The sequence below is a fragment of the Mesorhizobium sp. M2E.F.Ca.ET.219.01.1.1 genome (assembly GCF_004016445.2).
Taxonomy (GTDB): domain Bacteria; phylum Pseudomonadota; class Alphaproteobacteria; order Rhizobiales; family Rhizobiaceae; genus Mesorhizobium.
Window position 1 is genome coordinate 414,535 of sequence record NZ_SADT02000006.1, and the last position, 22,231, is coordinate 436,765.

Annotated in this window: 18 protein-coding genes; 5 read left to right on the top strand and 13 right to left on the bottom strand. The window is 65.4% G+C overall.

Annotation, left to right across the window (positions count from 1 at the left end):
• Positions 1 to 184: 184 nt before the first annotated feature.
• Both deoC and EN862_RS27860 read right to left on the bottom strand, forming a co-directional pair.
• Complete coding sequence (deoC, locus tag EN862_RS27855; protein WP_127866687.1) at positions 185 to 1,234, bottom strand: deoxyribose-phosphate aldolase; 1,050 nt, start codon at positions 1,232 to 1,234, stop codon at positions 185 to 187.
• Positions 1,235 to 1,673: 439 nt separating this feature from the next.
• Positions 1,674 to 2,501 (bottom strand): ferredoxin--NADP reductase, encoded by an 828-nt coding sequence (locus EN862_RS27860; protein ID WP_127866688.1) that lies wholly within the window; start codon positions 2,499 to 2,501, stop codon positions 1,674 to 1,676.
• Positions 2,502 to 2,717: 216 nt separating this feature from the next.
• On the opposite strand from EN862_RS27860, the gene EN862_RS27865 reads away from it, so the two are divergent.
• Positions 2,718 to 4,790, top strand: coding sequence for a hydantoinase/oxoprolinase family protein (locus EN862_RS27865; protein WP_127866689.1), 2,073 nt, complete (start codon positions 2,718 to 2,720; stop codon positions 4,788 to 4,790).
• A 1-nt stretch (position 4,791) separates the two neighbouring features.
• Positions 4,792 to 6,480, top strand: coding sequence for a hydantoinase B/oxoprolinase family protein (locus EN862_RS27870; protein WP_127866690.1), 1,689 nt, complete (start codon positions 4,792 to 4,794; stop codon positions 6,478 to 6,480).
• Between the two features lie 261 nt (positions 6,481 to 6,741).
• On the opposite strand, the gene EN862_RS27880 is transcribed toward EN862_RS27870, so the two are convergent.
• The 6 genes from EN862_RS27880 to EN862_RS27905 are packed head-to-tail and all read right to left on the bottom strand — an operon-like array spanning position 6,742 to position 13,836.
• The gene (locus EN862_RS27880) at positions 6,742 to 7,203 is read right to left on the bottom strand and encodes a MarR family transcriptional regulator (RefSeq protein ID WP_127866838.1); all 462 of its coding nucleotides are present in this window, start codon (positions 7,201 to 7,203) and stop codon (positions 6,742 to 6,744) included.
• A complete protein-coding gene (locus tag EN862_RS27885) occupies positions 7,200 to 7,784 on the bottom strand; it encodes an amino acid synthesis family protein (protein WP_127866691.1) in 585 nt (194 codons plus the stop codon). Before EN862_RS27885 ends, EN862_RS27880 begins: the two co-directional genes overlap by 4 nt.
• The gene (locus EN862_RS27890; protein WP_127866692.1) at positions 7,777 to 8,661 is read right to left on the bottom strand and encodes a UPF0280 family protein; all 885 of its coding nucleotides are present in this window, start codon (positions 8,659 to 8,661) and stop codon (positions 7,777 to 7,779) included. The genes EN862_RS27885 and EN862_RS27890 overlap by 8 nt, the downstream gene beginning before the upstream one ends.
• Entirely contained in the window at positions 8,661 to 10,202 is a 1,542-nt protein-coding gene (locus tag EN862_RS27895) for a 6-hydroxynicotinate reductase (RefSeq protein WP_127866693.1), read from the bottom strand. Before EN862_RS27895 ends, EN862_RS27890 begins: the two co-directional genes overlap by 1 nt.
• Positions 10,199 to 12,982 (bottom strand): molybdopterin-dependent oxidoreductase, encoded by a 2,784-nt coding sequence (locus EN862_RS27900; RefSeq protein ID WP_127866694.1) that lies wholly within the window; start codon positions 12,980 to 12,982, stop codon positions 10,199 to 10,201. The genes EN862_RS27895 and EN862_RS27900 overlap by 4 nt, the downstream gene beginning before the upstream one ends.
• Positions 12,979 to 13,836: a xanthine dehydrogenase family protein subunit M gene (locus EN862_RS27905; RefSeq protein ID WP_127866695.1), complete on the bottom strand. Its 858-nt coding sequence runs from the start codon at positions 13,834 to 13,836 to the stop codon at positions 12,979 to 12,981. The genes EN862_RS27900 and EN862_RS27905 overlap by 4 nt, the downstream gene beginning before the upstream one ends.
• 310 nt (positions 13,837 to 14,146) lie before the next feature.
• Here EN862_RS27905 and pncA point away from each other — a divergent pair, with 310 nt between their 5' ends.
• The 3 genes from pncA to EN862_RS27920 all read left to right on the top strand — a co-directional run bounded on the left by pncA (position 14,147) and on the right by EN862_RS27920 (position 17,436).
• Entirely contained in the window at positions 14,147 to 14,761 is a 615-nt protein-coding gene (gene pncA / locus EN862_RS27910; protein WP_127866696.1) for a bifunctional nicotinamidase/pyrazinamidase, read from the top strand.
• A 154-nt stretch (positions 14,762 to 14,915) separates the two neighbouring features.
• Positions 14,916 to 16,337, top strand: coding sequence for a sodium:proton antiporter (locus EN862_RS27915; protein ID WP_127866697.1), 1,422 nt, complete (start codon positions 14,916 to 14,918; stop codon positions 16,335 to 16,337).
• A 136-nt stretch (positions 16,338 to 16,473) separates the two neighbouring features.
• Complete coding sequence (locus EN862_RS27920; protein WP_127866698.1) at positions 16,474 to 17,436, top strand: ornithine cyclodeaminase family protein; 963 nt, start codon at positions 16,474 to 16,476, stop codon at positions 17,434 to 17,436.
• Positions 17,437 to 17,445: 9 nt separating this feature from the next.
• On the opposite strand, the gene EN862_RS27925 is transcribed toward EN862_RS27920, so the two are convergent.
• From EN862_RS27925 to EN862_RS27945, 5 genes are all read right to left on the bottom strand, one after another.
• Complete coding sequence (locus EN862_RS27925; RefSeq protein WP_127866699.1) at positions 17,446 to 18,174, bottom strand: ABC transporter ATP-binding protein; 729 nt, start codon at positions 18,172 to 18,174, stop codon at positions 17,446 to 17,448.
• Positions 18,167 to 18,895: an ABC transporter ATP-binding protein gene (locus tag EN862_RS27930; RefSeq protein WP_127866700.1), complete on the bottom strand. Its 729-nt coding sequence runs from the start codon at positions 18,893 to 18,895 to the stop codon at positions 18,167 to 18,169. Before EN862_RS27930 ends, EN862_RS27925 begins: the two co-directional genes overlap by 8 nt.
• Positions 18,892 to 19,854: a branched-chain amino acid ABC transporter permease gene (locus EN862_RS27935; protein ID WP_127866701.1), complete on the bottom strand. Its 963-nt coding sequence runs from the start codon at positions 19,852 to 19,854 to the stop codon at positions 18,892 to 18,894. Before EN862_RS27935 ends, EN862_RS27930 begins: the two co-directional genes overlap by 4 nt.
• Positions 19,851 to 20,732 (bottom strand): branched-chain amino acid ABC transporter permease, encoded by an 882-nt coding sequence (locus tag EN862_RS27940; RefSeq protein WP_127866702.1) that lies wholly within the window; start codon positions 20,730 to 20,732, stop codon positions 19,851 to 19,853. The genes EN862_RS27935 and EN862_RS27940 overlap by 4 nt, the downstream gene beginning before the upstream one ends.
• 158 nt (positions 20,733 to 20,890) lie before the next feature.
• The gene (locus tag EN862_RS27945; RefSeq protein ID WP_127866703.1) at positions 20,891 to 22,195 is read right to left on the bottom strand and encodes an ABC transporter substrate-binding protein; all 1,305 of its coding nucleotides are present in this window, start codon (positions 22,193 to 22,195) and stop codon (positions 20,891 to 20,893) included.
• Between the last annotated feature and the right edge of the window lie 36 nt (positions 22,196 to 22,231).

Sequence of the window (22,231 nt, forward strand, 5' to 3'; positions counted from 1 at the left end):
TGTCCTGCCGGACATCTCCCCCACTTGTGGGGAGATTGGCCGTCATCGGCGATTTCGCCAATCGCCAGCGTTGCAGGACTGGAGCGGAAAAAGGCGCAAGCTGATCTCCCCCCTTGTGGGGGAGATGTCCGGCAGGACAGAGGGGGGCGCGAAGGAACTCGGCGTTCAAGGCCTTTCACTCGCCCTACGCCATCGCGTGGCGATGGTTGGCCGAGTAGTGACCGGTCAAATGATGTTCGAGCTGGCGTTCGATGTCGGTGAGCAGGCTGGAGGCGCCGAAGCGGAACAGCTCCGGCTCGAGCCATGGCCGGCCGAGCTCTTCCTTCATCAGCACCAGCCAGTCGAGCGAGACTTTCGCCGTCGAAATGCCGCCCGCCGGCTTGAAGCCGATCAGGTAGCCGGTTTCCTCGAAATATGCGCGGATGGCGCGCAGCATGGCGAGGCCGACGGGAAGCGTGGCGTTGACGCTTTCCTTGCCGGTCGAGGTCTTGATGAAGTCCGCCCCCGCCATCATCGCCACCATCGAGGCGAGCATGACGTTGCGCAAAGTGGCGAGGTCGCCAGTGCCGAGGATGACCTTGAGATGCGCCTCGCCGCAGGCGGCGCGCATGGCGACGATCTCGTTGAACAGTTCGCGCCATTTGGCGCCGTAGACCAGCCCGCGCGGGATGACGACGTCGATCTCGTCGGCGCCGTCCTTCACCGAGGCCTCGATCTCCTGCAGGCGGGTCGAGAGTGGCGCAAGTCCATGCGGGAATGCGGTGGAGACCGCGGCGACATGGATGCCGGTGCCGCGCAGCGCGTCGACCGCGGTGGCGACGAAGGGATGGTAGACGCAGACCGCGGCCGGACGGATGGTTTCGCCCGAGATGCCGAGGCCCTCGACGATATCCTTGCGCAGCGGGTTGATCGCCTTGGCGCAGAGCCGGCGCACGCGCTCGTCAGTATCGTTGGAATTGAGCGTTGTGAGGTCCATGCAGGCGATGGCGCGCAAGAGCCAGGCGGCCTGGTTGTCGGCCTTGATCGAGCGCCGCTTGGTCAGCGTGGCGACACGGCGCTCCAGCGCCGAGCGGTTGACGCTGCGCACCGATTCCAGAAAGCCGAGATCGAGCTTCATGCCGGGGTTGCGGGCAATGCCGTGTTCCAGCGGCAGCGGCGTGTTGGCGGCGGCGCGCGCCGGCAGCGGCATGATTTTGGGCGCGCCAGCGCCTGCCTCGCGGATCGTGCTGCTCATCTCCTGCCCTTTCGTTTCGGCGCGGTTGCGCTTCATATCTTCATGCGCATCGTTGGACGACAGGCACGAAGATAACCCGCGAAGCAATGCTTCACGAGTCCTTCAAAGGCTCATAGCGGAAAAAGGCGGCTCAGGCAGCAGATTTTTGACCGCATGGTCAAAACGCCATCCTGAGTAGACGCTCCCGGCGTTGGAGATTGGCCGAAACGCCCCATCTCGTCGTCATACTCGGGCTTGACCCGAGTATCCATGCCGTGACCTTCCGCGTGGAGTGCAACGGTGCAGAATTCTGTAACCGCTGCAACGCTTTAGCGTAACGGCATGGATTCTAGGGTCTGCGCGCGTCGCTCCGCTCCTTGCTCCGCCCTAGAATGACGAAGCACGGATGTCGCCGGTAAATCTCAGTGGCTTCCAACAGAGCTGGCGGACTACGATACGCTCAGCCGACGAAGGCGCGCTCGACGACGAAGCTGGCCGGACGGCTCAAGGAACCTTCCTGGAAGCCGAGGCTTTCGGCGAGTTCCTTGACGTCCGTCAGCATGTGCATCGAGCCGCAGATCATGATGCGGTCGGTTTCAGCGTTGAGCTTGTCGATGCCGAGGTCGGAATAGAACTTGCCGGAGCCGATCAGCGCGGTAATGCGGCCCATGCGCGCCGATTCCTCGCGGGTGGTCGAATTGTAGAGCGTGACGCGGCCGGCGGTCAGCTCGCCGATCAGCGGATCGCTTTCGAGCGCCGCCACCAGCTCCTGGCCGTAAGTGAGCTCGGCAATGTCACGGCAGGTGTGTGTGAGGATCACCTGGTCGAACTTCTCATAGGTGTCGGGATCGCGCAGCAGGCTGGCGAAGGGCGCGATGCCGGTGCCGGTCGAGATCATGAACACGCGCTTAGCGGGCGTCAGCGCGTCGAGCACCAGCGTGCCGGTCGCCTTCTGGCGCATGATGACGGTGTCGCCGACCTGGATCTTCTGCAGCTCGGAAGTCAGCGGGCCGTCCGGCACCTTGATCGAGAAGAATTCCAGCTCGTCGTCCCAGGCGGGGCTGGCGACCGAATAGGCACGGAAGATCGGCTTCTCGGCATTGGGCAGGCCGATCATGACGAACTCGCCGGAGCGGAAGCGCAGCGACTGCGGGCGGGTGATGCGGAAGGAGAACAGCCGGTCGGTGTAATGCTTCACCGACACCACGGTCTCGGCATAGACATTGGCCGGGATCGGGAACTGCAGCGGCCTTGCGCCGGCGGTGTTCAACGCGGATGTCGTGTTCATCAACCCAACTTTCCGGCCCAGACAAACGCGCTGGCGCCAAACTTTCTCCTGCGCGCCCGAACGATCAGGTTCCGGCGCCTTCTGCACACTGCCAAGCGGTAAGCTCTTGTGTCCAGAATTTATTAGTATACAAATGATCTCGACGTCAAGATGGTGACGTAAAACGCCTTTCCAAACCGAGGCATATCCGTAGTTCTGGCATTTCGGGTTTCGACAATGGATGAGAAATTTTCCGCGTCGGCGGGAAGTGTTGTTGCCGGTATCGATGTGGGCGGAACGTTCACCGATCTGCTTTTGATCGACGGCAAGGCAGGCGGCAAGGTGCATATCGCCAAGACGCCGACCACGGTGGAAAATCAGGCCTTTGGCGTGGTTTCGGCGCTCGGCGCGACCGGCTTCCCGGTCGACGGCATCGACCTCATCGTGCATGGCACGACGACCACGACCAACGCCGTGCTGGAGCGGCGGTTGGCGCGGACCGGCATGATCACCACGCGCGGCTTTCGCGACGTGATCGAGCTTGGGCGGCGCACGCGACCGCAGGCCTATGGGATGACGGGAACCTTCGTGCCGGTCATTCCGCGCGACCTTCGGCTCGAAGTGTCGGAACGGGTCGAGGCTTCGGGCGCCGTGCGCATTCCGCTCGATGAAGCCGAGATGCGCGACGCGGTGAAAAAGCTGCTCGACGCCGGCTGCGAGTCGCTCGTCATCCATTTCCTGCACTCCTACGCCAACCCCGCGCACGAGCGGCGCGCCGCGGAGATCGCGGCGGAGAGCTGGCCGAACGGGCACATCACCACCGGACATGCGCTGCTTTCGGAAGCGCGCGAGTTCGAACGCGGCGTGACGGCGGCGGTCAACGCCTCCGTGCAGCCGATCCTCGAACGCTATGTCGAGCGGCTGCGCAAGGAGCTGGCGGCGAAGGGCTACGCCCGCGACTTCTTGATCATGAACGGCAATGGCGGCATGATCTCGGCCCGTTTCGTCACGCTGGAATCGGCCAAGACGGTTATGTCCGGCCCGGCCTCGGGCGTGATCGCGGCTGCCTATACCGGAAAACGCGCCGGCTTCGGCAATCTCGTCACCTATGACATGGGTGGCACCTCGACCGACGTGGCGCTGATCCGCAATGCCGAACCCGCCGTGTCGAACGAGATCGAGATCGAATATGCGATGCCGATCCATGTGCCGATGGTGGCGGTGCACACCGTGGGGGCCGGCGGCGGTTCGATCGCACGCGTCGACGCGGCCGGACTGATCCAGATCGGCCCGGAAAGCGCCGGCGCCAATCCCGGCCCGATCTGCTACGGGCGCGGCGGCGCGGAACCGACCATCACCGACGCCAATCTGGTACTCGGCCGCCTGGCGCCAAAGAAGCTGCTCGCGGTCGACAATCCGGTCACCGTCGAACGCGTCACCGGCATTTTCGAGGACAAGATCGGCAAGAGGACGGGCCTTTCCGGCGTCGAGGCCGCGGGCGCGGTGCTCAGGCTCGGCAACATGAAGATGGCGGGCGCCATCCGCATGGTTTCGGTCTCGCGCGGCCATGACCCGCGCGATTTCGCGCTGTTCGCCTTTGGCGGCGCCGGGCCGCTGCACGCGACGGCGCTTGCCCGCGAGCTCGGCCTGCCGCGCGTGCTGGTGCCGGCGCGGCCGGGCATCACCAATGCCCTCGGCTGCGTCGTCGCCGATCTGCGGCACGACTTCGTCAACACGATCAACCAGCCCGTGAGGCTGCTCGATGAAGCTTCGCTTCACGAGGTATTGGAACGGCACCGTAACGAAGGCGAGGCGCTGATCGCCAAGGAACCGGTGAAGCCGGATGCGATCCGCGTCACCCATTCCGCCGACATGCAGTTCGTCGGCCAGACGCACATCATCAACGTACCGCTGCCGTCGTCCTCGGTTTCACGAGAAACACTGCAGCTTCTGTTCGAGAAAGCCTATTTCGCCCGCTTCAAGGTCGAGCTGCCGGAAATCCGCGCCAACCTCGTCAACCTCAACACGTCGGTCACCGGCGTGCGGCCGCAGATCGACCTGTCGCGGCTGATCGACCCTGCTGGCCGCGCGGCAACGCTCGAGGAGGCGCGGCGCGAGATCCGGCCGGTCTGGTATCACGGCACCTGGCATGACACGCCGGTCTATGCCCGCGAAAAGCTGCCGCTCGATGCCGTGATCGAAGGGCCGGCGATCCTGGAACAAATGGACGCCACCACCGTGCTCGAACCTGGCGACCGGGCGCGCTCGGATGCCGACGGCAACATCATCATCGACATCGGCGAGGCTTGAGATGGCAAAGCTCGACACGATCACGCTTTCGGTGCTGCAGGCGGCGCTGCAGCAAGTCTGCGATGAAATGGATTTGACGTTTTCCCGCGCGGCCTTCTCGCCGGTCATCGCCGAGGCCAATGACCGCTCGGACGGCATCTACTCGGCCGTGGACGGCTCGCTGATCGCGCAAGGCAGCCAGGGCCTGCCGGTGTTCGTCGGCGTCATGCAATATTCGACGAAGACGGTGATCGAGATGATCGCCGACGGCCGCTGCCTGGCGCCGGAGCCGGGCGACATCTACATCGTCAACGACCCCTATCTCGGCGGCACGCATTTGATGGATGTGCGCTTCGTCATGCCTGTCTATCGCGGCGGCAAGATCTTTTGCTGGCTGTCCAACACCGGCCATTGGCCGGATATCGGCGGCTCGGTCCCGGGCGGTTTTTCGGCGTCGGCCACCGCCGTCGAGCAGGAAGGCTTGCGGCTGCCGCCAGTGAAACTGTTCAAGAAGGGCGTGCTCGATACGGAGATCTACGCCATCATCTGCTCGAACATCCGGGTCGCCGACCAGCGCATCGGCGATATCCGCGCGCAGGCGGCGGCTCTCTTGATCGGCCAGGACAGGCTCAATGAAATCCTGGATCGTTACGGTGACGAATCCGTCGTCGAGGCGATCGCGGAACTGCGCCGCCGCGCCGCCGAGCAGATGCGCGCGTCGATCGCCGTCATACCGGACGGCGTCTACCGCTCGCAGGCCTTCGTCGATTCCGACGGCGTGGTGAACGAGCCGCTCACCATCAATCTCGCCGTCGAGAAAAAGGGCGAAACGCTGACCTTCGACTTTGCCGGCTCGTCAAAACCCTGCGCCGGGCCGATGAACAGCGTGCTGGCGACGACCTTGTCGTCTGTCTACCTCGCCATGCGGCATATTTTTCCGGAGGTGCCGATCAGCGCCGGCGCTTTCGAGCCCCTGAACGTCAAGCGGCCGGAAGGCACCTTCCTCGATGCGAAATATCCGCGTCCCGTGTCGGGCTGCGCGGCGGAGGTTTCGCAGCGCATCGCGGAAGCCGTGTTCGCGGCGATGGTGCAGGCGCTGCCCGAGAAGGTGACGGCCGCACCCGCCGGCTCCAGCGGCAATTTCGCGCTCGGCGGCAACGATCCGGCGCGCGGACGCGACTATGTCATGTACCAGATCTCGGGCGGCGGCTATGGCGGCAATGCCGGCCATGACGGCTTGAGCAATGGCTGCTCGACCATCGGCATTTCGAAATCGCCGCCGGTCGAGATCATGGAGCAGGCCTTTCCGGTGCTCTACCGGCATTACGCGCTGCGCGAGGGATCCGGCGGCGCGGGAAAACATCGCGGCGGCTTCGGGCTCGCCTATGAGGTCGAGATATTGCGCGGTGAGGCGCGCGCGTCCTTCGTCATGGATCACGGCCGTTTCGGGCCGCAGGGTGCGCTCGGCGGCGAGGACGGCGCGCCGAACAGCGTGACCGTCTTTCGGGGCGGCGAAGCGCATGTGCCACCGCATCTTTCCAAGGAGCAGGACATAGCGCTCAAGGCCGGCGACCGCGTGCGCGTCGGCACGCCGGGCGGCGGCGGCTATGGCGATCCGCGTGAGCGGGACCCGAAGCAGGTCGCCGAGGATGTCCGGCTGGGTTACTATACGGCCGAGCAGGCCAAGGAGATGTTTGGGGTGGATTTGTAGCCGGACGACTGATGATCGGCCGAAGGTGGAGCCGATATGTTCAAGTCCACGTCGAGTTCCCGTCGGCCCCCCTCTGCCCTGCCGGGCATCTCCCCCGCAAGGGGGGAGATTGGCAGTTCCGGCGCCGGCGCATCTCTTCCGTCGTTGGCGGTTGGCGAAAGCGGCTGCGACATTTGATCTCCCCCCCTTGCGGGGGAGATGGCCGGCAGGCCAGAGGGGGGTGCTGTCCCACCAGCGCCGAAGAGCAAAGAATGCGATCCGCTACGCCAATTTCGCCAACAACCTGAGAAACGTCGCGGCTTCCTTGGCCGTCAGCGGCGCCAGCGTTTCCTCGGTGATGGCGCGGGCGAGCGGGATCAGCCGTTCGATCGCTTCGCGGCCTTCCGGCGTCAGGTTGACCAGCAGCCGCCGCTTGTCGACCTCGTGCTTGGAGACCTCGACAAGGCCGCGCGCCTTCAGCCGGTCGATGACGCCCTTCACCGTGGCCGCGTCCATCGCGATCAGCGTCCCCAACTGGTTCTGCGAGGTCTCGCCGATATCGTAGAGCTTGGCCAAGGCCGCGAATTGCGGCGGCGTCAGGTCGCCGATATGCGAGGCGAAGATCGAGACATGGCGCTGATGCGCCTTGCGCAGGATGAAGCCGACCTGATCCTGCAGATGGTAGTTGTTCTCGTCGCCGTCCTCGACCTCGACCAGCCGCAGCAGATTGTCCTCGCCGCTCATCTCAGGCCATCCCATGCCTTGATGTCCTCAGCCGCAAGGCCGCCCATGCGGTTGTGGACGCGCGGGCCGCAGGTCATGGCGAGGCAGAACAGGATCTCGTCGGGACGCGGGCCGTCGCTGATGCCGACCTCCATGGCGTCGAAATGGCTGCGCACATAGGCGGCGTTGATGTGGCCGAGCGGCACGTCAAGCCTTGAACCGAAAGCGCCGACCTTCTTGGCCGACGGAACGATCGCCTTGGCGTCGCCCAGCCGCTCGCGCATGGCATAGCCGCCCGGCACATGCCAAAGCGCGCCGTGCTCCAATTCGCCGGCCGAACCGACGATGGCGCCCTTGCCGTAGCCGTCGATCTTCTTCACGTCGCCGCCGAGCGCCGCAATCAACCTGTCGGAGAGCAGGAGGCCCAGCGGCTTCAAGTCCTCCATCGCGCCCTGCAGCTCTTCCACATAACGGCCGGCGAAAGGGTTCTTGACCACGGCGAGAGCCGCCGCGCGAAGGCGGGGCTCTTTCGCGACGGGGCCGCCGTCGTGGAAAATCTCCTCGGTCAGCACCGCGACCTTGCGGATCGGAAACTCAGGCATCGGCAAATTCCTCCTGCGCATGCTTGTTGGGCGCGGCGAGCGCTATTGCGCCGCTGATGCGGGTCTCGCCCGCCAGAAACAGCGCCGAGGCCGCGACCAGGCCGCGCCGGCGAAAATCTTCGGCGACGGCGAGGCCCTTGTCCAGCGCCCGGGCAATGTCGCCCGGCGAAAGCGCGCCGACGCTCTGCGTCACCAGTTGCTCTCCGAGATCGCTGTCGGGCGCCAGGTCGCGCGCCGGAACGCGCGCGATGGCAGGGTGACCGGGCAGGTCGACGGCGTTGGCAATCAGCGTTGCCGCCGCATCGGCCTCGGCGCCGGTCGGCGCGAGAACGGTGACGGCATCGGCAATGCCCAGAGAAAACGACCGGCCGCGCCAACCGCTGGTGGCAACACCGCGCACGCCATCCTCGGCGCGGATGCCGACGCGATCTGCCACGCCATTGCCGGTGCCGGCAATCGCCACCGTCATCGACTGGTCCCTGCCGAGATAGATGGCGCAATCGCCGCCATTGTTGACGTAAGCGCGGTCGAGTCGGCGGCCGGAGAGCATCGCGCCAAGAATTTCGTCGGCTACCGACCCGGCGACGGCAGCCATCGGTGTGATGAAGCATTCGGCCAAGGGCATGACGGCTGCTTCCATGCGGCGCGCCGTCGGGCCGGCGAAATCACGCGGCGCCAGGAAGAATGCAGGGAGGCGCAATTCCGGAAGCTCCTCGACCAGCTCGATCAGGATCGTCTGGAAGCGCGCGACCACCTGCTCGTAAGCGGCGCGACGCTCGTCGTCAGAGCCGAAGGCCTCGACGATGAGGTCGATCGGCCCATGGTTGAGATGGAGCCGCCGGCCATCGGCCAGCCAATGCGCCTGCGGGCCGTTCATCACCCGGCACCATTCGCGGCGGCGCGCCGCAGCTGCGCCAGCGGCGGCCAGGGATTGTTGGCCGGCGCGCCGGTGCCGCGGCGCGGGTTGAGATACTCGCCGCCCTTGGCGAGGATGTCCTCGACGCTGCGGATCTCGTTTTCATAGCCGCCCAGCCGGACATAGTCGTCGCGGCGCATGGTGAATTCGATCGGCGCGACCAGCGCCGGCGTCGGCACATAGCCGAATGCGCCTTCCGGCACGCGGGTGACGTCGACCATCAGCGTGATGCCGCCGCCCGGCCAGACATAGACCGGCGCGCCGCCGACGGTGACATATGTCCTCAGGCCTTGAACCGAACGGGTGAGGTTCACGGGGTTTTCGGTGACGCCGGCGCGCAGCGAGCCGCCTGCGCCGCCGATGAAGAGAACGGTGCAGAGCGCCGGCTCGCAATTGTCCTCGATCAGGCCGACGGACTTTTGCAGCCGTTCGGGAAATGGCTTCTGAACCGGCTTCAACTCGTCGTCCAGCTCGTAGTAGGCGAACTGCTCGCCGGTGGTCGACACCATCAGCAGCGACAGGCCGGGACGCGCACCCTTCTTGGCGTTCCAGTCGCCGAGGATCGACAACGGATCGGAGATCGTCGTGCCGCCCCAACCGAGGCCGGGCTCCGACACCTTGAAGTAGCGGCCGGGCGTCGAACGGCGGCCGATGATCTTTATCCCGGTGTCTTCCCAACCCAGCACTTTGCCGGCCTGGTGCTCGGAGACGACGCCGGTGATGTGGTCGTCGACCACAACGACTTCGTCGACGAGACCGCGCCATTGCGTGGCGAACATGCCGATGGTGGCCGAGCCGCAGCCGACGCGCATGCGATGCTCGACCTTGCCGTCGATGACTGGCGGTTTGCCGGCTTCGACGATTACCGTCGCGCCGCCATCGATGGTGAGCTCGACCGGCTTGCGATTGCAGAGGTTGAGCAGCGCATCGCAGGTGGCGCGGCCTTCCTGCTTGGAGCCGCCGGTGAGGTGATGGACGCCGCCGAGCGACAGCATCTGCGAGCCGTATTCGCCGGTCGTGACATGGCCGATCGCCTCGCCTTGCGACCGCACCGTCGCCGTCTCGTCGCCGATATGGCGGTCGGTGTCGATCTTCACCTTGACGCCGCAATAGGAGAAGATGCCCTCGGTGAGGACGGTGACGAGATCGACGCCCTCGACCTCCTGGCTGACGATGAAGGGTGCCGGCTTATAATCGGGATAGGTGGTGCCGGCGCCGATCGCGGTGACGAAGCGGCGGCCAGTGTTGACCAGTTCGCCGTTCCAGGCCTCGCCCTCGGCGACGAAAGGCACCACCGCGCCCCCGGTCTCGGCGGCGTGGTCAAGGATGGTCAGCGGGTCCATGCGCACGATACGGCCGCCGACATTGCCGTAGCGGTCGCAGGCGCCGGTGCGGCCGTCGGCGATGTAGCACATGACCGGACAGGCATCGCAGCGGATCTTTTCCGCCACCTGCTTCTCGCCGGGATCATGGGTTTCGAAACGTTCGGCAAGCTCGCTCATCGGCGCGCCTCCTTCTCACGGATCGCCGCCAGGATGCGGCTCGGCGTCGCCGGCACCTTGGTGACAAGGACGCCAGTGGCGTGGCGTATGGCGTTGAGGATCGCCGGCGCGGTGGGGATCAGCACATGCTCGCCGAGGCCCTTGGCGCCGAAGGGTCCTTCCGGATCCGGAACCTCGACCAGAATATGCTCGACCGGCGGCACATCGCCGATGGTCGGGATGAGATAGTCGTGCAGATTCTCGGTTCGGCCGGGGATGTATTCCTCCATCAGCGCCATGCCGATGCCCTGCGCGATGCCGCCCTCGATCTGGCCTTCGACCAGCACCGGGTTGATCGCCTTGCCGACGTCGTGCGCTGCGGTGATCTTGACCAGCTTGACGGTGCCGAGCTTGAGATCGACTTCGAGCTCGGCGATCTGGGCGCCATAGCCATAGACCGCATAGGGCTTGCCCTGGCCCTTGGCGTCGAGCGGCAGCGTTGGCGGGTCGTAGGTTTCCTCGGCGACAAAGACGACGCCGTCGGCATTGGCTTCCAGCTCGGACAAATCGATGCGCCGCGCAGCATCGCCCTCGCGGATGGACAGGTTCGCGCCGTCGAGCGCGATCGTCGCTTCCCCCGAGACGTTGGCGAAGCGCAAGATTTTTTCGCGCAAGGCGCGACCTGCCTTCTCCGCCGCCTTGCCGGTGACGAATGTCTGCCGAGAGGCGGATGTTTTGCCGGCGTCGGGGGTGATGGCGGTGTCGGCGCTCTTCAGCCGGAATTTTTCCAGCGGCAGGCCAAGCGCATCAGCGCAAATCTGAGTGATGACGGTGTTGGAGCCTTGGCCGATATCGACGGCGCCCTGGTGCAGCACGACATCGCCGGTTTGCGAGATGCCCACCTTGATTGTCGAGGGATTGGGCAGCGAGGTGTTGCCACAGCCATACCAGCAGGACGCCACCCCGACGCCGCGCTTGCTTGCCGCATGCGTCGCGTTGAAGACTTCCGCTTCGGCCAGCGCTCGCGCCCAATGCGGCTGAAGCTGCTCCAGGCATTCGCCGATACCGACGCCCGATTCCAGCCGCTGCCCGGTGACCGTCTCGCAGCCGTCGCGCAGGCAGTTCTTCAGCCGGAAATCGAGCCGGTCGATGCCGAGCTTGCCGGCGAGCTCGTCATAGAGCGTCTCCTGCATGATGGTGGCCTGCGGCACGCCGAAGCCGCGGAAGGCGCCAGCGATCGGGCCGTTGGTGTGGATGGCGTATCCGGTGGCACGGTAGTTCGGCGTGGCATAGGGGCCGGAGGCGTGCACCGGCACGCGATTGGCCACCGTCGGCCCCCAGCTGGCATAGGCGCCGGTGTTGAAGTCGCCCTCGAAGACCATGCCGGTGATGCGGCCTTCGGCATCGGCGCCGATGGTCGCCTTCATCTCGGCCGGATGGCGCTTGGTGGTCGACATCATCGATTCATTGCGCGTGTAGGCGAGCGCTGCTGGGCGGCCCGTCTTCATCGCCACAAGGCCAATGAGCGGCTGCAGTGAGACATCAAGCTTCGAGCCGAAGCCGCCGCCGGTGGCGGTCGGCACGATGCGGACTTTGTCGACGGGAAGGCCGAGCACCTTGGCGGTGTCGTCGCGATCCATATAGGGCGCCTGGGTGCAGGCGACGACGACCAGCGTGTCGCCGTCCATATAGGCGTAGCCGGCTTCCGGCTCGATATAGGCATGCTCGACAAAGGAGGTTTCGACGGCGCCCGACACCGTGACCGCGGCACCCGCGAGCGCGCCGTCGGGATCGCCGCGTTCGACATAGCCGGAGGTGAGCACGTTCGCCGGGCGGTGGCTGTGGATCAGCTCGGCACCTTCAGCCTTCGCCTCGCCGGGCTGCAGCATATGCGGCAGCTCGGTCCAGGCGATCGGAAAATCCGTCAGGTCGAGATCGAGGATCGCCTCGCGCTCGCCCGCCACCAGCGCCACCGCCTCGCCGCGCAGGCGGACAAAGCCTTCGGCCAGCGCCGGCTGGTCGGCAAAGGGACCGATGACGCCGAAGCAATTCCTGCCGGGAATGTCGGCGGCGGTGAAGACGCCGACAATTCCGGGATGCGCGCTTGTCCAGGCCTCAAGATCGCCGAAGCTGAAGCCGGCATGATAATGCGGCGAGCGGACCACCAGCACCGACAAGGCGTCAGCCGGGAAGGAATCGCCGCCGAATTTCTCGGTGCCATCGACCTTCGGCACGCCGTCGAGCCGGATCGGCGAAGCCCCGACCGCGTGGCCCACTTCCGGCAGGCGAAGGTCTATGCCGTTCATTTGCCGCGAGGCGCCCATCACCGCCGCGACGATTTTCCTGTAGCCGGTGCAGCGGCAGAGCACGCCGCCCAGCGCATCCTGCGTCTCGGCCTCGCTTGGTGTCGGGTTGCGCTCCAAAAGCGCGGTGGCCGCGACCAGCAGGCCGGGCGTGCAGATGCCGCATTGCGCGGCGCCATGTTCGAGGAAGGAGGCCTGCAGGGCCGAAAGCCTGCCATTGGCAAGGCCTTCGACGGTGGTCACGGAAGCGCCGGTGACGGACGCCGCCGGCACAAGACAGGCGCAGACCGGATTGCCGTCGACCAGCACCGTGCAGGCGCCGCAATCGCCGGCATCGCAGCCGACCTTGGTGCCGGTGAGCCGCAACTCGTCGCGCAGAACCTGCGACAGCCGCCGGACCGGCGGAACCGAGACGCTGACGGCCGCGCCGTTGACCTCGAAGGCAATGTCGGCGCGTTCCATGCCGGACTGGGTCATGCCGGATTGGGCCATGTTCATGCGGCCACCTTGCCTTGGTCGAGGCCAGTTGCAGAGCGCACGGCGCGGACGACGATCTCGCGCGCCGCGTCCTGCCGGTACTCGGCGCTGCCGCGCACATCGGCGATCGGCGACAATTCATCGAACGGCGCCGACAGCACCGCGTCGGCAAGCGCCTCATCGATCGGACGCCCGCGCAGGGCTGTCTCGACGCCGGCGAGGCGGCGGGCGACCGCCGAGCAGGAGCCCACCGCGATCGCCGCATCGGCAATCATGCCACCCTCGACCACGAGCCGCGCCGCCGCCATGGCGATCGAGATGACGAGATAGCGCCGGGCGCCGAGCTTGACGAAGGCCGAGCTGCCGACGGCGGAGCGCTTCGGGACGCGGATGGCAGTGACCATCTCGCCCGGCTGCAACGCCGTGCGGCGATTGCCGAGAATGAACGCGTCGAGCGGCAGATGGCGAACGGCTTTCACCGAGCGCAATTCGACATCGGCGTCGAGCGCAAGGAGCGCCGGCACGCCGTCGGCGGCGGGCGAGGCGTTGCAGAGATTGCCGGCGACCGAGGCGACATTCTGGATCTGTACGGAACCCACCTCGCGTGCGGCCGATTTCAGCGCATCGAAGGCGGGCGGGAGTGGGTGACGGACAATATCGGTCCAGGTGGTGCGGGCGCCGATCCACCAATACTCGTCCGTCTCTTCGATGCCGCGCAACATGGCAAGACCGTTGATGTCGAGGATGTTGTCGCGAAAAGGTTTCGCGCCCTGGGCGGGGTAGAAATCCGTCCCACCGGCGAGAATGCGCCAGCGATCCTCGCCAAGCAAAGCGAGCGCCTCGTCGACCGTGGTGGGTTTCGCGTAACGGATCACGCTCTGCCTTCCAGAACCTTCCCAGAAACGGACCATTCCCACTTGGCCCTCCCAAAGCACCTGGCTTCGGGCTTTCTGCCGGTTTCACACCGGTCAAATTCATTCGTATGCAAATGATATCAGGCGCACTGGAATTGTCAAAGCAAGAGTTCGTGCCGCCGCGGCGGCACGGCAGGCTGAACGCATTTGTTATCGCCTTGGAGGTTGACGGCGCCGGCCATCTGGTCAAGGTTCCGTGTCCGGTCGCGTCAGCGGCTTTTGGACTGGAGCCTCAAGCCGATACCCGGGGGCCCAAACGAGAGGGAACCGCATGGCCGACGAAGCGCTGATCGTCATCGACCTGCAGAACGATTTTTGCCCCGGCGGCGCGCTGGCGGTGGCCGGCGGCGACGAGATCGTGCCTTTGGTCAACGACCTGATCCGGCGGACCGACCATGTGATCCTGACGCAGGACTGGCACCCGGCCGGACATTCGAGCTTTGCCTCCAGCCATCCGGGCAAACAGCCGTTCGAGACCATCGAGATGCCTTATGGGCCGCAGACGCTGTGGCCGGACCATTGCATCCAGGGCAGCCTCGGTTCCGACTTCCATTCCGGGCTCGCCTGGACCAAGGCAGAGCTGGTGATACGCAAGGGGTTCCGCACCGCCATCGATAGTTATTCCGCCTTCTTCGAGAACGACCACACGACGCCGACCGGCCTTGGCGGCTACCTGAAGGAACGCGGCATCGACACGATCACGCTGGTTGGGCTCGCCACCGATTTCTGCGTGGCCTTCTCGGCGCTCGACGCGGTGAAGCAGGGTTTCAGGACGACGGTGCGGCTCGACGCCTGCCGCGGCATCGACCTCAACGGCTCGGTCGAGGCGATGCTGACGCGGATGCGGGATGCCGGCGTGACGCTCGAAGATCACTCAGCGGATTGATCGGACTGTGGGGAAGCTCCCCCTCACCCGGATTGCCGACCGAATTGCGAAATGCAATTCGGGGCAATCCGACCTCTCCCCTCGGGGAGAGGTCGCCGGCGCTGGCGCCAGCCTCTTCTCCCCACCGGGGAGAAGGTGGCCGCGAAGCGGCCGGATGAGGGGGCGTCTCGCATTTGCCGCACTAGCCATCGCGCTACTATTCCCAGCACAAGCACTGGCCGCCGAAATGCACGAACTGCCCGGCGCCGCCATGTCGCTGTGGTGGGCGCTGCCCTTTGCCGGCCTGCTGCTGTCGATCGCGACCGGACCGCTGCTCTTTCATCGCGTGTGGGAACATCATTACGGCAAGATCGCTGCCGGCTGGGCGGCGCTGGCGGTTGTCCCGCTGGCCGCCGCCTTCGGCATTCCGACGGCAGGCGAGGCGGTGCTGCACACGCTGCTCACCGAATACATGTCCTTCATCATCCTGCTGTTCGCGCTCTACACCATCTCGGGCGGCATCCTGCTTGCCGGCAACATCCACGGCACCCCACTCGTCAATGCCGGCCTGCTTTTGATCGGCGCGCTGCTTGCCTCGGTCATCGGCACGACCGGTGCCTCGATGATCCTGATCCGGCCGATGCTGCGCGCCAATGACAACCGGCCGTTCAACGCCCATGTGGTGATCTTCTTCATCTTCCTGGTGTCCAACATCGGCGGCTCGCTGACGCCGCTCGGCGACCCGCCTCTCTTCGTCGGCTTCCTGCGCGGCGTCGATTTCTTCTGGACGACGATCCACATCCTGCCCGACACGCTCTTCGTCGGCGGCCTGGTGCTGGCTGTCTTTCTCGCGATCGACATCATCCTGCACCGTCGCGAGGCCGGCATGCCCAAGATCAAGGATCCGACGCCCGATACAAAGGTGCGCCTGCGCGGGCTGGCCAACCTGCCGCTGCTCGCCGGCGTGATCGGCGCGATCCTGCTTTCGGCGAGCTGGAAGCCGGGCATCGGCGTTTCCGTGCTGGGTGTCGGCCTCGAACTGCAGAACCTGGTGCGCGACGCCATCATCCTGGCGCTGGCCTTCCTGTCCCTGAAAGTCTCGTACAAGAGCCACAGGCAAGCCAACGGCTTCACCTGGGGACCGATCGCCGAAGTGGCGAAGTTGTTTGCCGGCATTTTTGTCTGCATCGTGCCGGTGATCGCCATTTTGCGCGCCGGTCATGACGGCGCGCTGGCGCCGCTGGTGGCGCTTGTAGCCTCCGCCGACGGCCAGCCCAACGACCTCGCCTATTTCTGGCTGACCGGGGCGCTGTCTTCCTTCCTCGACAATGCGCCGACCTATCTGGTGTTCTTCGAGCTCGCCGGCGGCGATGCCAGGCACCTGATGACCGAGGCCGCCTCGACGCTTGCGGCGGTCTCGGCCGGCGCCGTGTTCATGGGCGCCAACACCTATATCGGCAACGCGCCGAACTTCATGGTCTTTGCCATCGCCAGGCATCGCGGCTTCAAGATGCCGGGCTTCTTCGGCTACATGGCATGGTCGGGCCTGGTGCTGATCCCGACTTTTTTGATTGCCGGTTTTCTGTTTTTCGGGTGAGCCGGGAGCGGTCAGCCTCGGCACGGAGGCGATGGCGCTTGCGTAGGCCTGGCCGGCAATTTCTGCTATGAGTGGAAGAGGCGGGAACGATCGAACGCTGAACCGAGAATGCGTATCGAAGCTTGTTGGGGCGACAATGACCATCCAAGCCGGGAGCCTGCCCTATCTGTCAGGCGAATTCCTGGACAGCCTGACGATTTCCACGTCCGACATGGTCGACGAAATCGAGCGGCAGATCGTCGGCCAGAGGAGGGGCGAGGTATGGTGCGCGCCGAAGGCGGTGGTTCTGCCCGGCGACAACCGCTACATCATGGCGACCCTCGGTGTCGCGACCGAGCCTCGGGTGCTGGCGACCAAGTCGCTGGTGGTCAATCCCCGCAACGCCGAACGCGGACTTCCAACCCTGAACTCGCTGGTCACCCTTCTCGACGCCGAGACGGGTCTGCCGCTTGCCGTGGTCGACGGCAATTGGGTCACAGCGAAGCGCACGGCCGGCCTCAGCGCCGTGGCGGCCAGGCGTCTGGCTCGCGCCGACTCGGCGTGCGTCGCGTTCATCGGATGCGGCGTGCAGGCGCGCGGTCATCTCGAGGTCCTGGCCGATCTTTTTCCGTTGCGGGAGATCCGCGCCTTCGGCCGGGGCAAAGGCAATCGTGACGCATTGTGTCGACTGGCCGAGATGCGCGGCCTGACCGCAATACCCTGCGATACCGCCAAGGAGGCGATCGAGCCCGCCGACATCGTGGTGACGACAGTCACTTTGGTGCCTCAGCCCGCTCCGTTTTTGGATGCGCATTGGCTGAAGGCCGGGGCCTTCCTGACCACGACCGATCTGGCCCTGCCCTGGCAGGCTGAAACCATGGCTATCTTCGATCGCATCGTCATAGACGACCTGGTGCAGGAGGCGACGATGAGCAAGCCGATGGTGAGGCCCGAGCTCGTTGCCGGCGACTTGACGGGTTTGGTCAGCGGCGATGTGCCGGGTCGTCAGAGCGAAAGCGAGCGAACGACTTTCGCGTTCCGCGGCATGGCGGTTGGCGATCTCGCGCTGGCGGGCCTGGCATTTGCACGCGCGAAAGCGGTCGGAGCACTGGATGTCTAGTTTCCCAAGTCAGCCTACCCCGACGTAGCGCCGAACCGCCGACGGGTCGGCGCGCAAGGCCTCGACATCGACCGTCTCGCGGTTGCGGCCGTTCTCGATGAACGAGACGCGGTCGGCGACCGAGAGCACGGCGTCGACACGCTGCTCGACCAGGATGGTCGAGACGCCGAGCTCACGCAGCTTGGCCACGGTCTCGCGGATTTTCGCGATCATCGACGGCATAAGGCCTTCGGTCGGCTCATCGAGCAAGAGCACCTGCGGTTCGAGGCAGAGCGCGCGCGCCATGGCCAGCATCTGCTGCTCGCCGCCGGAGAGCGTGCCGGAGCGCTGCTTCAGCCGCTCCCTGAGCAACGGGAAAAGGTCAAGGACGTTTTCGCCCGTTTGCTTGCCCTTGCCGCGTGCCATCAGGCCGATCTCGATGTTTTCCGCCACCGTCATGTCGGCGAACAGGCGTCTGCCCTGCGGCACATAGGCGACGCCGGCCTTCGGCACGTCATGCGCGGCGAGCCCGGTCAGTTCCTTGCCATCCAATTTGATCGAGCCGCTTGCTGCCGGGACCAGGCCCATGATCGCCTTCAGCGTTGTCGTCTTACCGGCGCCGTTGCGGCCGAACAGGCACAGCACCTCGCCCTTGTTGAGGACGAGGTCGAGGCCGTAGAGCACCTGCACCTCACCGTAGAAGCAGTCGAGGCCGGCAATGGTGAGCAATCCGCCACTGGTTCCAACGGAGTCAGCCATGGGTCGCTCCGAGATAGGCGTCCTGGACTTGGCGGTTGGCGCGAATCTCACCCGGCGTGCCTTCGGCGAGGATCTTCCCCGAATTGAAGACGGTGATGCGGTCGGCAAGCTGCATGACGACCGGCATGTTGTGCTCGATCAGAAGAACCGTCGCGTCCTTGGCGATCCCGCGCACCAGCGTGATGAAATTGTCGATCTCGCTGTCGGCCAGGCCCTGTGTCGGTTCATCGAGGATCAGCAGGCGCGGCTTCAGCGCCAGGCCCATCGCCACTTCGAGCAGACGCTGGTGGCCGTAGGAAAGATGCGCGGCCAGCGTGCCGGCGCGGTCGGCAAGACCGGTGCGCTCCAGCGCGGCCATGACGCCGGTCCTGACCTGCCCCTTGGTGCGGCCGTCCGTCAGCGTGCGTTGCACCGGCAGCGCGACATTGTCGAAGACCGTGAGGTTGGCAAAGACGCTGGTGATCTGGAAGGTGTAGGCGACGCCGAGCCTGACCCGCTGGTAGGCCGGCATGGCGGTGATCTCGACGCCGTCGAAGACAACGACACCTGATGATGGCCGGATGCGGCCGCTGAGCAGGCTGACGAAAGTCGTCTTGCCGGCGCCGTTCGGGCCGATGACGGCGCGGATCTCGCCCGGCATCAGCGCGAAGTCGACGCCGTCGACGGCGCGCAGGCCGCCGAAGTTGCGCGACAGGCCCTTGGTGGTGAGCAGCGGCGTCATGGCAGCCACCCCAGCCAGCGCTCGCGGATGCTGCCCATAATGCCTTTCGGGGCAAACAGGACGAGCAGGATGAGCGCCACGCCGACGATCAGCAGATAGGCGGAGGTGAAGCCGCTGGTGATGTCGGTGACATAATACATGAACAGCGTGCCGATGAGCGGCCCGAGCGTGGTCGCAGCACCCCCGAGCAGCACCCAGAGCAGCGGCAGTATGGAATATTGGATCGACGCGAAATTCGAGCCGACATAGCCGAACAGCAAGGCATAGGCCGCACCGGAGGCCGCGCAGATGGCGCCGGACGCGACGACGGCGGCAAGCTTGTTGGCGACCGTGTCATAGCCGAGCATCTTTGTCCGTTCCTCGTTCTCGCGAATGGCGACCAGCACGCGGCCGAAGCGCGAGCGGACGATGGCCAAAGTGACGAGCAGCACGATCGCGAACAGCGCCAGCGCGCTCATGTAGCGCACGGTCGGATCGGTCAGGTCGAAGGATGCGCCGCCGATCGAAACCACCCGCGACGCCTGCTGGATGACGAGGCCCTGGTCGCCGCCGGTCCAGGCGGCGAAATAGAGGACGAGCAGATAGAAGACCTGGGCGAACATCATCGTGACGATCATGAACGCCACGCCCGAGGTGCGCAGCGCCAGCAGGCCGATGACCAAAGCGAGCAGCGCGCCGCAGGCGACACCGGCGACGAAGGCTTCCGGCACACCCCAGCCGAGATGGTAGACGGTCAGGCCCGCGCCATAAAGGCCGGCCGAGAAGAACATGGCGTGGCCGAGGCTGAGCAGGCCGACATAGCCGAAGAGCAGGTTGTAGCCCATGGCGAAGACCGCCAGCGCCATGATGCGGGCAAACAAGCCCTGATGGTAATCCGGCAGGACGAAGTTCAGCGCGAACAGGAGCGCGATGACGCCGATATGCAGGGCGTAGGTCTTTGCCGGCGAAGCATCCCTCATCGCGGCGCGGTTCCGAACAGGCCTTGCGGGCGGAACACCAGCACCATGGCGACCACCAGCGTGGCGATGATCTTGGCGAGCGTCGGCGAGAAGAACATCGAGATGATGCCGTCGGAGAGGCCGATCAGGACCGCCGCGACCACGGTTCCGCGCAGCGAGCCCAAGCCGCCGATGATGACGACGATGAAGGACAGCAGCAGCGGGTCCTGCCCCATCAAATAATGCGCCTGGCTGATCGGCACGATCAGCACCGCGGCGATCGCCGCCAGCATGGCGCCGACGGCGAAGACGCCGGCATAGACGCGCTCGACCGGAATGCCGAAAGCCTGCGCCGTCTCGCGATCATATTGCGTGGCGCGCATGATCAGGCCGATCTTCGTGCGGGTCAGCACAAGCCATGTAATGACCAGCAAAATGGCCGAAGCGGCGACCACCGACAGCTTGTAGCCGGAATAACCGAACCACGGCAGAAGGATGCGGTAGCTGAAGGGCGGCTCAACCGGGCGTGCCTCCGGCCCGTAGAATGTGAGCGCCAGTTGCTGGATGATGTAGAGCATGCCGATGGTGGCGACGATGGTGCTTTCGGGGTTGTAGTTCAGCCGCCGCAGCACCAGCCATTCGGCGAGAAACGCGACCAGCCCGACGAACAAGGGCGCGATCACAAGTGCTGCCACAAAGCCGATGGCCGGGTGGCCGGAAATCGCCGTCGAGATCGCCCAGGCGAGCACCGCGCCCAGCATGAAGAATTCGCCATGGGCGACATTGACGATGCGCATGACGCCGAACACCAGCGACAGGCCGAGCGCCGTCAGCGCCAGCACGGCGGAGGTGACCAGGCCTTCGAGGGCGGCGAGGAGGAGGTGCGGGCCGAAGTGCATCAGGGCGCCCTTACCCTCCCCTTCGTGGGGAGGGTGACCGCGTAGCGGTCGGGTGGGGGGGTGGGGCAAGGGCCATCGCAGCCCTCCCCGTCTCACTGGCTTCGCGAAATGCGAAGCCAGTTCGCCGACCCTCCCCACAAAGGGGGAGGGTAAGGCGCCTACAGCGCCTGCTTCGTATAATCCCCTTCCGGCTCGTAGAGGCCGTCTTCGATCTTCGTCTTGTGGACGACCTTGAGCTTGCCGCCTTCGACCTTGGAGATGTTCTGGATGCCGAAACACTGGTGGATCTTGCCGTTGAAGGTCTTCGGACCCTGCGGATGTTCCGGCCCTTCGGCGAATTCCTTCAGCGCCTCGGTCGCCTCGACCAGCTTGGCGCGGTCTTCGGGTCCCTTGTAGCCGGCATCTTCCATCGCCTTCTTGACGACATAGAGCGTTTCCCAGCAGCCGAACATATGCGAGGCGGTGGAGACGTCCTTGGGATCGCCGACGGCGGCGCCGTTGTCATCGATGCCGACGGCGGCGCGGTAGGCTTTTTGCGCGGCGGAATCGTCGGGCTGCGCGTAGCGCGGCGAACCCTCCCAGAAATGGCTGCCGTCGAGGAATTCGAGGCCCGGGCTGTTGATGTCGGTAGCCTCAAGCGAATCCATGAAGCCGAAGAGCTGTGGCCGCTGCGAACCGTAGAACTCGCCGAGCTCCTTGACGAAGGTGAGCACGGCAGGGCCGACCATGACGTGGTAGATCACCTCGGTCTCGGCCGGGATCTGCGGGAAGTATTTTGTGAAGGACGATTCCGTCGGCGGGATGGCGATCTGGGCGATGACGTCGGCGCCCTGCGCCTTCAGCGCCGGCGGCAGGTAGTCGCGGTGGTCGTAGCCGAAGGCGAAGTCGGGGAAGATCTGCGTCACCTTCTTGCCGGCGTTCGCCGCGATCCACGGCGCCATCGACTGGATCTGGCTCTTCACGTCGGTGATGCCGGGCTGGAAGACGTAGCGGTTGAGTTTGGTGGAGGCGACGTGATGGCCTTCGCTGACCACGAAATAAGGGATCTTGTTCTCGCCGGCGGCCGGCGCCGAGCCGATCACGACATGCGAGAACAAGGTGCCGAAGACGATGTCGGTCTTGTGCTGCTTGGCGAATTTGTTGACAACCTCGGCGCCGCGCGCCGGATCGGTGCCGTCGTCCTCGATGACCAATTCGACCTTGCGGCCGCCGATGCCGCCAGCGTCGTTGATCGCCTTGACGGCGGCGGCGCTCGTCTTCTCGTACCAGCGGCCATAGGCGGCGCCGATGCCGGTGCGGTGGGACTGGAAACCTATTCTGATCGGCGCCGAGCTCTGCGCCTGGCTGTAGCGGACGAAGCCGGGCGCCAGCGCCAGGCCCGCCCCGGCGGCAATGCCCTTCAGCGCGGTGCGGCGCGAAAGCGTCGTCTTGGAGAGGTCGAAAAATCCGTTCTTGTCAGCCATGTCCGTTCCCCTGTTTTTTCAGTCTTGACCAGCGAT

What these genes read in the sequence shown, in the direction of transcription:
- EN862_RS27895 (WP_127866693.1), bottom strand. Translation starts at nt 10,202, where the DNA reads ATGAGCGAGCTTGCCGAACGTTTCGAAACCCATGATCCCGGCGAGAAG.
- EN862_RS27925 (WP_127866699.1), bottom strand. Translation starts at nt 18,174, where the DNA reads ATGGCTGACTCCGTTGGAACCAGTGGCGGATTGCTCACCATTGCCGGC.
- EN862_RS27870 (WP_127866690.1), top strand. Translation starts at nt 4,792, where the DNA reads ATGGCAAAGCTCGACACGATCACGCTTTCGGTGCTGCAGGCGGCGCTG.
- EN862_RS27880 (WP_127866838.1), bottom strand. Translation starts at nt 7,203, where the DNA reads ATGAGCGGCGAGGACAATCTGCTGCGGCTGGTCGAGGTCGAGGACGGC.
- EN862_RS27915 (WP_127866697.1), top strand. Translation starts at nt 14,916, where the DNA reads ATGAGGGGGCGTCTCGCATTTGCCGCACTAGCCATCGCGCTACTATTC.
- EN862_RS27945 (WP_127866703.1), bottom strand. Translation starts at nt 22,195, where the DNA reads ATGGCTGACAAGAACGGATTTTTCGACCTCTCCAAGACGACGCTTTCG.
- EN862_RS27940 (WP_127866702.1), bottom strand. Translation starts at nt 20,732, where the DNA reads ATGCACTTCGGCCCGCACCTCCTCCTCGCCGCCCTCGAAGGCCTGGTC.
- EN862_RS27865 (WP_127866689.1), top strand. Translation starts at nt 2,718, where the DNA reads ATGGATGAGAAATTTTCCGCGTCGGCGGGAAGTGTTGTTGCCGGTATC.
- EN862_RS27920 (WP_127866698.1), top strand. Translation starts at nt 16,474, where the DNA reads ATGACCATCCAAGCCGGGAGCCTGCCCTATCTGTCAGGCGAATTCCTG.
- EN862_RS27860 (WP_127866688.1), bottom strand. Translation starts at nt 2,501, where the DNA reads ATGAACACGACATCCGCGTTGAACACCGCCGGCGCAAGGCCGCTGCAG.
- EN862_RS27935 (WP_127866701.1), bottom strand. Translation starts at nt 19,854, where the DNA reads ATGAGGGATGCTTCGCCGGCAAAGACCTACGCCCTGCATATCGGCGTC.
- EN862_RS27930 (WP_127866700.1), bottom strand. Translation starts at nt 18,895, where the DNA reads ATGACGCCGCTGCTCACCACCAAGGGCCTGTCGCGCAACTTCGGCGGC.
- deoC (WP_127866687.1), bottom strand. Translation starts at nt 1,234, where the DNA reads ATGAGCAGCACGATCCGCGAGGCAGGCGCTGGCGCGCCCAAAATCATG.
- pncA (WP_127866696.1), top strand. Translation starts at nt 14,147, where the DNA reads ATGGCCGACGAAGCGCTGATCGTCATCGACCTGCAGAACGATTTTTGC.
- EN862_RS27885 (WP_127866691.1), bottom strand. Translation starts at nt 7,784, where the DNA reads ATGCCTGAGTTTCCGATCCGCAAGGTCGCGGTGCTGACCGAGGAGATT.
- EN862_RS27890 (WP_127866692.1), bottom strand. Translation starts at nt 8,661, where the DNA reads ATGAACGGCCCGCAGGCGCATTGGCTGGCCGATGGCCGGCGGCTCCAT.
- EN862_RS27900 (WP_127866694.1), bottom strand. Translation starts at nt 12,982, where the DNA reads ATGAACATGGCCCAATCCGGCATGACCCAGTCCGGCATGGAACGCGCC.